The organism is Vibrio sp. Vb0888 (assembly GCF_033338835.1).
GTDB lineage: Bacteria > Pseudomonadota > Gammaproteobacteria > Enterobacterales > Vibrionaceae > Vibrio > Vibrio alginolyticus.
Genome location: NZ_JAWOTL010000004.1, coordinates 37,932 through 51,300 on the forward strand (window position 1 = coordinate 37,932; position 13,369 = coordinate 51,300).

The window sequence follows — 13,369 nt, forward strand, 5'->3', positions numbered from 1 at the left end:
TTAAACGTACAAATAAGAGTCGCTAAATTCTTACTTCAATTTATGGATAACAGGTTGTCCTGGCTCCAGTTCTTGAACATGCCAATCTAGACCAATAGATGGCATGGTTTCTAGGAATGGGTCTGGATCTAGCTGCTCCATGTTGAACACGCCTTTGTCTGCCCATTTGCCACGGAAGAACTGCAAAGCCGCAGTGATCGCTGGTACGCCAGTGGTGTATGAGATAGCTTGGTGTTCAACATCTTCGTATGCGACTTCGTGATCAGCGTTGTTGTAAATAAATACACTGCGCTCTTTACCATCTTTCTTACCTTGAACCCAAGTACCGATACACGTTAGGCCAGTGTAGCCTGGCGCGAGTGATGTTGGATCTGGTAGTAGTGCTTTTAGCACGTGCAAAGGTTGAACAACCGTACCGTCATGAAGCGTTAGTGGATCTGGGCTGAGTAGACCGATGTCGCGCATCACATTGAAGTAGTTTAGGTAACGGTCACCAAAGCCCATCCAGAATTCGATGCGTTTCGCAGGGATGAACTCTTGCATAGATCGAACTTCGTCGTGCGCCATTGAGTACACTTTGTGTGAACCACAATTCGGGAATTCAAACTCAAGCATACGTGAGTGACAAGGTACTTGTTTCCACTCGCCGTTTTCCCAGTAGAACGAATCGCCTTGAATCTCAAGCATGTTCGTTTCTGGATCAAAGTTAGTTGCGAACTTCTTACCGTGGTCGCCTGCGTTTACATCCATTACGTCGATAGTATCGATTTCATCGAACAGATGTTTCACTGCGTATGCGGCAAACACCGATACTACGCCCGGATCGAAACCAGCACCAAGAATACCTGTAATGCCCGCTTCTTCAAACTTCTCACGGTAACCCCACTGCCAATCGTAAGCTTGAGGTACTTGTTGGCCTTCAGAGCACAAATCAACCGCAACAGATGTATCAAGGTATGACACTTTAGCTTGGTAACATGCTTCCATAATAGACATGTTCACCCAAGGAGGACCTGCGTTGATCACTAAGTCAGGTTGTACTTCTTTAATTAAAGCAACTAAAGAATCTACGTCGTCCGCGTTTACCGCTCGCGCTTCTAATTTCTTAGTTGAATCTTTCAGATTGTTTTTCTTCTGAATCGATTCGATGATTTTCTCGCACTTACCTACGGTACGTGATGCGATTGTGATATCACCCAGAACGTCGTTGTTTTGTGCTGCTTTATGTGCAACTACCCAGCCAACGCCGCCTGCACCAATCTGTAGAATTGCCATAGTTTTCCGTTACCTTTGTTAAACTAGCTCTGCCGCTAGCGTATTGATTTTTGAGAGCAAAGATTCAAAGTCCGCCGTCGTCAGACACGGGTTCAAAATCGTAAATTTCAATGCAGTTTTATCGTCGACAATGGTTTCACCCAATACCGCGATACCGCGTGTTAACGCTTCTAAGCGCAACGTTTTGTTCAGTTCATCAAGATCCGCTGATTCATGTGTCGCGCGGAACAGAACCGTAGATAGTGATGGTTCAGCCAACAACTCAAAGTGTTTGTTATCTCGAATCATGTCCGCCACTTCAAGCGTCTGTTCAAGCAAATGATCATACATATCGCCTAGGGCTTTTGGCCCTACGCTTTGCATCGTCATAAACACTTTGAGCGCATCAAAACGCTTAGTTGTCGCAATAGACTTATTCACCAAGTTCGGTAGTTCGTCGTGTTCGCGGTTCAAATAGTCTGCATGGTGAAGCAGGAATTTAAAGTTAGACTTGTCATTTACCAATAGCGCACCACAACTGATGGTTTGGTAAAACAGCTTATGGAAGTCTACGCTGATGGAATGTGCACGCTCACAACCTTTCAGACGCGCTTTTTGGCTACTTAGAATCAGAGCTCCACCGTATGCACCGTCGACGTGCATCCACATGTCATGTTTCGCTGCGATATCGGCGATAAAGTCTAAGTCATCAATAGCACCGTGATCCGTTGTACCCGCGGTGCCAACAATGGCAAATGGGATCAAACCTTCTGCTTTGGCCTGATTGAGAACTTCGTCTAACTTAGTGACATCCATCGTTCCATCGGCATTAGCATCGACGGTCATGACCGCTTTTTCACCCAATCCCATCCAAGACGCTGATTTTTGAACCGTGAAGTGGGATTTTTTCGAACATACAATACGTAGCTTGTCTGCGTATTCAGGAAGGCCAAGCTTTTGAATTGAGTGTGCACTGAGTTTGTCAGCAATCCAATCTCGCGCAAGCATCAAACCCATTTGGTTACTTTGCGTGCCGCCGCTCGTGAAGATACCGTCCGCTTTTTCACCTAACTCATATTTATCGCATAGCCAGTTCACAACTTTCTGTTCAACATAAGTCGCTGATGAAGCTTGATCCCATGAGTCCATCGACTGGTTCAAAGCCGCAATCATTGCCTCTGCCGCAATCGCTGGCATCAACGGTGGAGTATGCAGGTGAGCAATACAATCTGGATGTTGAGTAAAAATTGCGTTTTTCGCGACCAGATCAGCAGCATCGTCGATAACGGATTTAAGAGGCGCATTTCCATTATCAAGATCAACGTCGTGAATCGCTGCTTCCAATGCTTTTGGATCCACACCTGAATACGGTGCAGTCACTTGTTCAAACACTGACTTCATTGCCGTAGTAGTGTGATTCATCACCGAAGCAAATTCATTGCTGCCCATCTCTCCAGTGTGGATGAAATGCTTCTTCCATTCATCTTGTGGCTGAGTTTCGATGTGACTACCGCCAGCGGCTAAAATCGCGTCTTCAAATACACGTAAAGCAAAGTCGATTTGCTCAAACGAGATGATAAGAGGAGGAAGGAAACGAATTACTGCGCCTTCGCGTCCACCTTTCTCAACGATCAAGCCACGCTCGAGTGCTGCGCGTTGAATAGAAAGTGTGAGTTCACTATCCGCTTGAGGTTCACCAAATTTATTGAGCTCACCGTTTGGAGTTTTAATCTCCACGCCTAGCATCAAACCTTTGCCACGAACCTCTGCGATACAGTTCACACGCTTTTGAATACTTTCAAGGCCGTAGCGCAAGTACTGACCCGCAATATTGGCATGCTCAACAAGATTATCACGCTGGATAATTTCTAATGCTTTCGCACCAGAGACCATGGCTAGCTGGTTACCACGAAATGTACCTGTGTGCTCGCCCGGCTTCCATGTATCATGTTGCTTGTTGATAACCAATAGCGACATTGGTAAGCCACCACCAATTGCTTTTGATAAACACAGAATATCTGGAACAATGCCCGACTCTTCGAACGCGAAATTGTAGCCAGTTTTACCAACACCACACTGGATCTCATCGAAGATCAGTAAGATACCGTGTTCATCACAAATACGACGTAACTCTCGTAGCCAGAATGCTGGCGCAGGAACAACACCACCCTCACCTTGCACTGGCTCCACGATAATCGCGGCAGGCTTCATAATGCCTGACTCATCATCGTTTAAAAGACGATCGATATAGCGAATACTTGCTTTTGCACCTTCATCACCGCCAAGCCCAAAAGGACAACGCAGGTTGTATGGGAAAGGCATAAAGTGCACATCCGACATCAAACCAGTTCGACGAGCTTTGGTGCCTAAGTTACCCATCATCCCCATCGTACCATTAGTCATACCATGGTATGCGCCACGGAAGGCAAACATAGTGTTGCGACCGGTAGTCTGTTTCGCGAGCTTGATAGCAGCTTCAACCGCATCAGCTCCAGACGGGCCACAAAATTGGATAACGCTGTTCTCGCTTAACTCTTGAGGAAGAAAAGACTTAACAGATTGAATAAACGTCGTTTTTGCTGATGTTGCAATATCTAGCGTCTGATATGGCAGTCCTGAATCTAATTGCTCTTTCAGAGCTTGGTTTATTTCAGGATGGTTATACCCCAAAGCTAGAGTGCCAGCCCCCGCAAGGCAGTCTAGAAAGATCTGTCCACGCGTATCTTCAACCAAGCACCCAAAGGCTTGTTTAATTGCGATCGGCAAACGACGTGGATAAGAACGTACTTCAGATTCATGCTCAGCCTGATCAATCAATACTTGATCTGGCGTTAAGTCATACGTTCCCTCAACGATAGGAACCTGAGACGAAAAAATGTTTGCGATATTGCTATCGACTTCAAAGGCAGTGCTCATACTACATAATCCCTTGAATTATAATAATTCTGTATCCTGTATTAATAATCATTAGAATGAAATTACAGGAGGTGTGAATACCCCTCCGCATTTGTCAGTGCATAAATGACAAATACAGATCATCCGCCACGATACTCGCGACTTTATATGTAAAAGGGATTAATCAAGGTTCTGTAATGCACCCGTTTTGTAAAACAGGACATTTCGGCAGTATGAAGCTGATTAGTGTGTGTTTATTCAAAGGTTTCAATGTTGGGTTTCCCATTAATATGCCGCGTTTACAGCATTAGTATCCCGTCTATCGACAAAAGGCTTTGCCGATACCTACCCTACGCAGTGTCACAATCAGCTTGAATGGTCACTACGCGTATCCCCCAGAGATCAAACGTTGTTAATTACGCTCCGAGATTGCGCGCGAATTTATCACAAAATAAAATCTTCTGGCAACGATTTTTCATATTAGTAACAGTGATGTAAATCACAACAAAACATACCCCATCGCAACTGTCGTGCTCATAGTCGTGAGCTATGCTTTTCTGCTTCTCTCAAACAGCTGTTATTTAAACAAATATTCTTGAGATATCATCACCTCATCCAACAGAGGTTTAAGGTTGTGCTGCTTAATCGTAAAACATTCCTTTCTATATCCGGAACATTTAAAAAGATAGCATTCTCGTCACAGCTTTGCCTGGATCAAGAGTGGTTATTCTCCACAAGTGATGGTTTAAACATAGACTAGTAGGAATGGCTAAGATGCTTTGCAATGGCAGAATGAACAATCACTTGAGTCAATGAGACAAAGGGTTCGTTACTTAACGAAGTCTGTGACAGAAAAGAAGTTTGAGATTTTCAAAAAAATACGAAAAAGGCCTAACATTTTCATGTTAGGCCTTAAATCTGGAGCGACACACGAGGTTCGAACTCGTGACCTCAACCTTGGCAAGGTTGCGCTCTACCAACTGAGCTAGTGTCGCATTTAATATGAGATGGTGCCCCGGGCCGGACTTGAACCGGCACAACGCGAACGTCGAGGGATTTTAAATCCCTTGTGTCTACCAATTCCACCACCAGGGCACACAAATATTCTTTGTGATGCCTTTACAGAAAAGTAAAACACCATCTGATATCGCCAATGCCATATCAATAAAATTTGGAGCGACACACGAGGTTCGAACTCGTGACCTCAACCTTGGCAAGGTTGCGCTCTACCAACTGAGCTAGTGTCGCATTTTTCTCGAAAGCCATTCGCTCTCAAAAGAATAATGGAGGCGCCTCCCGGAGTCGAACCGAGGTCCACGGATTTGCAATCCGCTGCATAGCCACTCTGCCAAGGCGCCTCATTTGTGAATAAAGCTAAGCTTTTTCACCACCCTTTTGAGCCGTGCTCTCTTGGGTACGGGATGCATTCTACGGATTCGAGCGATCGAGTCAACACTATTTTTATTTTTTTAAATCGTTTGACTAGAATTTGTGCGAAAGACGATGGATTGCTTAGTTTTAATACTAAAAATCGCTTAAATACACTTGTTTATCATAAAACTTTGGCTACGCCTTACACTGCTGGCCGTGCGTTGCGTGCATTGAAGTATTAATAATCAGAAGACTCGCCTCTCTAAGACTCTCCAAGGACAAAAACAAGACTTAGATCACAAATGGAACTCTATCGAAGCAAAAGCCCCAGATACAAATTGTAAGCATGGCCGTTAGCAAGCATTGAAAAGCGAGAGAAGCAAAAAATGCTGTAGATTGTCTTAGATACAAAAAAGCAGGCTATTAAGCCTGCTTTCTAACATCAGAATTTAATGGTGCTCTTCATTCAACAGATCGTCTTTCGCAGCAGCCAAATATTGAATCATTGACCAATATGTCAAGAAAGTTGCCACATACAAGGCCGCAAAGCCTAGCCAAACCATCCATTCATCGTAACGCCATATCAACACCCATAAGGCGAACATTTGCGAAACAGTTTTTACTTTGCCAACCCAAGATACCGCAACACTCGCTCGCTTACCGATTTCAGCCATCCATTCTCGCAATGCTGAGATAATGATTTCTCGCGCAATCATCGTTACCGCAGGAATGGTCACCCAAATTGAATGATAATGTTCCGTGATTAGAATCAATGCCGTTGCCACTAGCACTTTATCAGCGACAGGATCAATAAACGCGCCAAAACGAGAAGTTTGGCCAAGTTTACGGGCCAACATGCCGTCAAGCCAGTCAGTAAAACCCGCTACCCAAAACACCATTGCTGCTGCAAACGGTGCCCATGAATAAGGTAGATAAAAGACAACCACAAAAACAGGGATTAGGAACAGTCTAAGAAGAGACAGAATGTTCGGGATATTCAAACGCATTTTATTATTCTCTTACACATTGCGGCTTAATGTTGCGCGATTTTCCTTATTGTTTCAATGCTTGGAAAATAATTTCTGCTAAAGAGTGACTTATTCCCGGTACTTTGGCGATTTCTTCGACACTTGCACGTTTAAGTTCTTGTAACCCACCCATGTACTTGAGTAACGCCTGACGTCGTTTAGGGCCGATTCCCTCAATCCCTTCGAGTGCACTCGTACGTCTGGTTTTACCTCGCTTAGCACGGTGCCCCGCTATAGCATGGTTATGACTTTCATCACGAATATGTTGGATAAGATGCAGCGCAGGAGCATCGCTTGGTAAATGAAACTCGTCCCCATCGACTGTAATCAGCGTTTCTAAACCTGGTTTGCGAGTAACGCCTTTTGCAATACCTATCATGATAGGACGCTTTGGCCAATCCCCCCAGTACTGCGAAATGATGTCATGCGCACGATTTAACTGACCTTTACCGCCATCGATAAAGATGATGTCGGGAATTTTCTCTACGTCCAATTGCTTCGAATAACGGCGCTCCAACGCTTGTCCCATTGCTGCGTAATCATCACCACCGGTAATCCCAGTAATGTTGTAGCGACGATACTCTTGCTTTACGGGGCCTTCGTTGTTGAACACAACACATGACGCAATCGTGCTTTCCCCCATCGTATGAGAGATATCAAAACATTCCATTCGAGCTATAGACTCCAAATTCAATGTTTCGCGAAGCGCATGAAAACGTTGATTAATCGTCATTTTGTGATTGATTTTGGTGGTAATCGCCGTTAGTGCATTCGTGTTCGAAAGCTTGAGATACCTTGCTCGAGAGCCAGTTGGCGACGTATGAAAATGAACCTTACGGCCTGCCACTTCACTTAACGCTTTCTGTATTGGCGCAATATCTTCTGCCAACTCTTGATTCAAAATAATACGAGAAGGAATTGTACGTGCTTCGTTATGGCTCAAATAGTATTGAGTCAGAAAACTATCGAACACTTCCTGCTGGCTTGTATTTTGTGGGATTTTCGGAAAATGGCTACGGCTACCAAGCACTTTGCCTTGGCGTATCATCAGGATATGGATACACGCGATACCATTCTCCTGAGCAAACCCGAGTACATCCATATCATCCATGCTGTCTTCTGAGACGTACTGCTGCTCTTGAACACGCCTAATCGCTTGGATTTGATCGCGAAATTTAGCGGCATCTTCAAAGCGCAATTGCTGACTGGCAACTTCCATTTTCTCAATCAACTGTTTGAGTACTTGCTGATCTTTGCCTTGCAAAAACATGCGCACAAAGCCAACCAACTCTGCATATTCTTCATCAGAAATGATGGTATTAACGCATGGTCCTGCACAGCGACCAATTTGGTACATCAAACATGGGCGCGTTCGGTTGGAATAGACAGTGTCTTCACACTGGCGCACAGGAAATATCTTTTGCAGCAAATGCAATGTTTCTCTTACTGCACCAGAATCTGGGTAGGGGCCAAAATATTCACCTTTGCGCTTCTTGGCGCCACGGTGGATAGAAAGCCGTGGGTGCTTATGACCGCTAATAAAGATATAAGGGTAAGACTTATCATCTCGCAGCAACACATTGTATTTCGGCAAATACTGCTTGATGTAGTTATGCTCTAAGATCAACGCTTCTGTCTCAGTGTGAGTCACCGTGACGTCTATTTTGGCGATATTACTGACAAGCGCGCGAGTTTTCTCACTGTCTACTTTTTTTCGAAAGTAGCTTGAAAGGCGCTTTTTAAGGTCTTTGGCTTTACCTACGTAGATTACAACAGCTTCGGCGTTGTACATTCTGTAAACGCCGGGCTGATGAGTTACTGTCTTGAGAAAGGAAGCCGAATCGAAAGGAGGATTCACGCTAAAGGGTCTCGGTGTCCAGCATTCCGTGGCGAATCGCTAAGTGAGTTAACTCAACGTCACCATTAATGTCCAATTTACTAAAGAGTCGGTAGCGATAGCTGTTGACTGTCTTTGGACTTAAATTAAGTTGCTCAGAAATATCCGTTACCTTTTGGCCTTTGGTGATCATAAGCATGATCTGCAATTCACGTTCGGATAAGTCTTTAAAAGGGTTCTCAGAGGCTGGAGAAAATTGACTCAATGCCATCTGCTGCGCAATCTCTGGTGAGATGTAACGCTGACCACTATTAACTACACGAATCGCATTCACCATTTCGTCAGGGCCAGCACCTTTGGTTAAATAACCAGACGCACCTGCCTGCATCACCTTGGTTGGAAACGGGTTTTCTGTATGAACGGTAAGTACGATGATTTTCACATCAGGATTCACGCGAAGAATTTTTTTAGTGGCTTCCAAGCCACCAATTCCTGGCATGTTCATGTCCATTAAAACGACGTCAGCATGATTACTGCGACACCATTTTACTGCATCTTCACCGCTGTCAGCTTCTCCTGCTACGTTCATTCCACGGACGTCTTCAATAATACGTCGTATCCCTGTGCGAACCAGCTCGTGATCATCTACAAGGAAAACATTTATCAAACTTGTATCTCCACACTTTGTATTGGTTCTGCACCCACATAACCATTATTTGTTAAATGTGGATATCAGTATGACTGCCTATATACTAACGTAATCGACAAAAAATTGCTTTCTATGAATATGTGCTGAAACGCAAACTTTAGCAAGAACTTATTCATAAACCACTCTATTATTTTAGAGCGTGATGAGCAGAACCGAAATCTAAGAAAAGACAATTAACAACATTAAGTACAATAAATCAAGTAACTAGGTTTCATATTGCCCAGAGAAACACGCTATAACTTAAAATGACACTGTCCCTCTTGCACCAAAGACTAACTTGTAATCACTAATTCCAGCAAAAATTTGAGACGCTTTCTTTACTGGTTATTTTTACAGTTCTTAGTGTTAAACTAACGTTCTTCAAGTTTTCTAAGGTTTCTCACATTTGAATATTCAACAAGGCTTCCTGCTAACTCGACAGGCACGAGACATCAAAGGTCAAACTCAAATCGAGCTGTGGCTTTCGACAGAAGCAGGTCCTACTCAGTTACTTATTAATGGTGAGAAGCCAGTATTTTTCATCGCTCAGAAACACTCAGAACAAGCAAAGACACTCGCACGAGAAAAAAACATATTCGTCGACATCCGCCTTTTGGATCTCAAAACGTTTGAACATACGCCTCTTGCTGCCTGCTATACCAATGTAACCAGAGACGCTCTCGCACTCAAAGACACATTCGCTCAAAAAGATATCACTACGTATGAAAGTGATATTCGCCTCGCCGATCGCTACCTAATGGAGCGTTTTATCAAAGGCAGTATCGAGTTTACAGGCAATGTGACTCGCACCAATGGCTACCAACGCGTCCAGAACGCAAAATGCCGTACGGGGCAATATGAGCCGAAGTTAAACGTTGTCTCGTTAGATCTAGAATGCTCTGAGAAAGGCATTCTTTACTCCATCGGATTAGACAGCGTCATGGATTCCCGCGTTATCATGATCGGAGAACCAGAACCTTCGGATACACCGATACAATGGGTCCAGGATGAAAAGGCGCTTCTAGAAGCACTCATCGATTGGTTTAAACAATTCGACCCCGATGTCATTGTCGGTTGGAACGTCATTGATTTTGACTTTCGCCTGCTACACAAACGAGCAGAATGGCACAACATGAAGCTAATGCTTGGCAGAGCAGACCAAGCCAGCTTTTTCAGAAGTTCATCTCAAAGCCAACAAGGGTTTATTTCCATTCCCGGGCGAGTTGTAATGGACGGTATCGATACGTTAAAAACGGCGACTTATCACTTTCGGTCTTGGTCATTAGAGTCTGTATCTCAAGAACTCTTGGGGGAAGGGAAAGAAATCCACAACGTTCATGACCGTATGGATGAAATCAATCGTATGTACCGCTCCGACAAACCATCGCTGGCTAAATATAACTTACAAGACTGCGTGTTGGTGAACAAGATTTTCAATCACACTCACCTGCTTGACTTTGCAATAGAGCGCTCTCGTCTCACTGGTGTCGAACTGGATCGTGTCGGCGGTTCGGTTGCAGCATTCACAAACCTATACATGCCTCAGATACACCGAGCAGGCTACGTTGCCCCAAACCTACACCCTGAAAATTGGATTGCGAGCCCCGGCGGTTACGTGATGGACTCCATCCCTAACCTATATGATTCTGTTTTAGTATTGGATTTTAAGAGTCTATATCCATCGATTATTCGCTCGTTCTTGATTGATCCTATGGGGTTAGTTGAGGGGTTATTGCTCGATATTGGAAAAGAAGAAAATCAGGCTGTACCTGGCTTTCGCGGTGGGCAGTTCCATCGTACGAAACACTTTTTACCAGAAATGATTGAAAAGCTTTGGGCAGCACGTGATGTTGCAAAGAAGAACAATGAAAAAGCTTTTTCTCAGGCAATCAAAATCATCATGAACTCCTTTTATGGCGTACTGGGCTCATCGGGATGTCGTTTCTTTGATACTCGGTTAGCTTCTAGTATTACCATGCGCGGACATGAAATCATGAAGCAAACTAAGGTGCTGATTGAGGAGCAAGGATATCAAGTGATTTACGGCGATACGGATTCCACATTCGTGTCGTTGAATCGACCATACAGTCAAGTAGAAGCTGACGCTGTTGGAAATCAATTAGTTGATTACATCAACTCTTGGTGGCAAGAACACCTGCGTTCTGAGTACAACCTAACATCTATGTTGGAAATCGAGTATGAAACCCATTATCGCAGATTCCTTATGCCAACGATTCGTGGCGCAGAAACTGGCTCGAAAAAGCGCTATGCGGGTTTAATCGGTGAAGGAGAGCAAGAACGGATTGTATTTAAAGGGTTAGAAAGTGCCCGTACTGACTGGACCTCGTTAGCACAGAAATTTCAAAATACACTCTATAGCATGATTTTCCATGGTGAAGATCCAAGCGACTATGTCCGAGAGATGGTTGAGAATACTAACAACGGTGAATTTGATGAACAGTTGGTGTATCAAAAGCGACTGCGCAGAAAACTGCATGAGTATCAGAAAAACGTCCCGCCACAAGTGCGTGCAGCTCGTTTAGCGGATGAGATAAATGCCAAGCTTGGCCGCCCATTACAGTATCAAAACAAAGGACGAATTGAATACATTATTACCGTGAACGGCCCTGAACCTTATGAGTACCTCAATAGCCCGATTGATTATCAACATTACATTGATAAACAACTCAAACCCGTTGCAGATGCGATTCTCCCTTTCATTGGGACGGACTTTGACAGGCTTTCAGCGCCACAAATGGGGTTGTTTTAGCCGATACGAAACTCTGTTTTCTGGTACTGTTTGACTAACCAATCACCAAACGCATCAATTAGCCCGATAACAGAACGCTTGGGAATCCCCCGGCCAGAAAGTAAAATTTCTAGCCGCTCGATCTCAAGCTGCTTTTCAGGATGATAAGTTAAGAATACCTTGCCACACTCTACGGGGTCATCAAACCAACGTTTATCTCGATACATCACCAAAGAGTATGACGCTCTTAGTAACTTTTTAGCAATCACGCGCTGGGCGGCCACCTGCTCTTCTATCGTCTTCGCTTGTACGATTTTTTTGCGATACACCGTAATCCAATCTTCCACATCCATATTCCAGTGCTTAGCAATTTCCCAACTTGGGACGTAATCACCGAAGCAGTCTGCTAGATCATCACCATAAACACAGACACAGCAATGCTTAAGCATAAAGCCCCAAGTAAAAATACTATCTAAATTAGCCACTTCGCTCACTAAGGCTGTACGGACCGATACACCATTAACTTGAGAGTAACTCTGCTGCGCACGCCACTTAATTGTGTTGAGCAAAGTCGCGCGATTGTGCTCAAAGGATGATTGAGTAACGACAACCAGGTCTAAGTTCGACTTCCCAACGATCGCTGTTTTACGAGCAACACTACCGTATACATAAACGCTGTGTAAGTTTTGCCCCAATCCACCTTTGAGACAAGCGGTGACTTCCCTAATTAAAGGCGCAAACTCTGGTTGAAATGGTTGTTTAGGATCGATAACAGGCAGAGACATGACTTAAAACGTGTTCTCAGATGGTTCAAGAAGTTGGGCTATATGTTCTCTTAGCCGACTCACCGAATCAAGTCCATTCAGGTGTTTAGTCATGGGAGTAACAACAAATTTCTGCAATGAATTTTAATGCTAGGCGGCTAACTTAGCGCTATAATCACCGAGTTTTGCTTAATAAGTATGAATAGGAATATACAATGCCAAAGGCAAGTGAAATCAAAAAAGGCTTCGCAATCGAGTCTAATGGTAAAACTCTTCTAGTTAAAGACATCGAAGTAACGACTCCTGGCGGTCGTGGCGGCGCTAAAATCTACAAAATGCGTTGTACAGATCTAAACACGGGCGCACGTGTAGATGAGCGTTACAAGTCTGATGACGTTGTTGAAACGGTAGAAATGAACAAACGTGCAGTTGTGTACTCATACGCTGACGGCGATGAGCACATCTTCATGGATAACGAAGACTACTCACAATACACATTCAAGCACAATGAAGTTGAAGACGATATGCTGTTCATCAACGAAGATACACAAGGTATCCACATTATCCTTGTTAACGGTGCTGCAGTGGGTATTGAACTACCATCTTCTGTTGAGCTAGTGATTGAAGAAACTGACCCTTCAATCAAAGGAGCTTCTGCATCTGCTCGTACTAAACCAGCACGCTTCGCTTCAGGTCTTGTCATCCAGGTTCCTGAGTACATTGCAACTGGTGACCGTGTTATCATTAACACAGCTGAACGTAAATATATGAGCCGAGCATAAG

8 protein-coding genes and 4 tRNA genes are annotated in these 13,369 nt (G+C 44.1%); 2 read left to right on the forward strand and 10 right to left on the reverse strand.

What is annotated here, in order from left to right; all coding sequences use genetic code 11:
• Positions 1–30: 30 nt before the first annotated feature.
• The 9 genes from R7P72_RS07770 to uvrY form a co-directional block, all read right to left on the reverse strand.
• The gene (locus R7P72_RS07770) at positions 31–1,275 is read right to left on the reverse strand and encodes a carboxynorspermidine synthase (RefSeq protein ID WP_012841628.1); all 1,245 of its coding nucleotides are present in this window, start codon (positions 1,273–1,275) and stop codon (positions 31–33) included.
• Between the two features lie 18 nt (positions 1,276–1,293).
• Positions 1,294–4,170, reverse strand: a complete 2,877-nt coding sequence (locus R7P72_RS07775; protein WP_318110409.1) for a pyridoxal phosphate-dependent class III aminotransferase — start codon at positions 4,168–4,170, stop codon at positions 1,294–1,296.
• 898 nt (positions 4,171–5,068) lie between these two features.
• Positions 5,069–5,144: transfer RNA gene (locus tag R7P72_RS07780), tRNA-Gly, on the reverse strand.
• Between the two features lie 13 nt (positions 5,145–5,157).
• Positions 5,158–5,244 (reverse strand) — tRNA-Leu (locus R7P72_RS07785).
• Between the two features lie 77 nt (positions 5,245–5,321).
• Positions 5,322–5,397: transfer RNA gene (locus R7P72_RS07790), tRNA-Gly, on the reverse strand.
• Between the two features lie 36 nt (positions 5,398–5,433).
• A tRNA-Cys gene (locus R7P72_RS07795) sits at positions 5,434–5,507 on the reverse strand.
• A gap of 462 nt (positions 5,508–5,969) precedes the next feature.
• Positions 5,970–6,527, reverse strand: coding sequence for a CDP-diacylglycerol--glycerol-3-phosphate 3-phosphatidyltransferase (gene pgsA / locus R7P72_RS07800; protein WP_005394805.1), 558 nt, complete (start codon positions 6,525–6,527; stop codon positions 5,970–5,972).
• A 46-nt stretch (positions 6,528–6,573) separates the two neighbouring features.
• Positions 6,574–8,406, reverse strand: coding sequence for an excinuclease ABC subunit UvrC (gene uvrC, locus R7P72_RS07805; protein WP_017820475.1), 1,833 nt, complete (start codon positions 8,404–8,406; stop codon positions 6,574–6,576).
• A 1-nt stretch (position 8,407) separates the two neighbouring features.
• A complete protein-coding gene (gene uvrY, locus R7P72_RS07810) occupies positions 8,408–9,052 on the reverse strand; it encodes a UvrY/SirA/GacA family response regulator transcription factor (protein WP_005386783.1) in 645 nt (214 codons plus the stop codon).
• Positions 9,053–9,479: 427 nt separating this feature from the next.
• On the opposite strand from uvrY, the gene R7P72_RS07815 reads away from it, so the two are divergent.
• On the forward strand, positions 9,480–11,843 hold the full coding sequence (locus R7P72_RS07815; protein WP_213880331.1) for a DNA polymerase II: 2,364 nt from the start codon (positions 9,480–9,482) through the stop codon (positions 11,841–11,843).
• On the opposite strand, the gene R7P72_RS07820 is transcribed toward R7P72_RS07815, so the two are convergent.
• Entirely contained in the window at positions 11,840–12,607 is a 768-nt protein-coding gene (locus tag R7P72_RS07820) for a nucleotidyltransferase (protein WP_033905668.1), read from the reverse strand. The genes R7P72_RS07815 and R7P72_RS07820 overlap by 4 nt on opposite strands.
• A 194-nt stretch (positions 12,608–12,801) precedes the next feature.
• Here R7P72_RS07820 and yeiP point away from each other — a divergent pair, with 194 nt between their 5' ends.
• Complete coding sequence (gene yeiP / locus R7P72_RS07825) at positions 12,802–13,368, forward strand: elongation factor P-like protein YeiP (RefSeq protein WP_005376801.1); 567 nt, start codon at positions 12,802–12,804, stop codon at positions 13,366–13,368.
• Position 13,369: the final 1 nt, after the last annotated feature.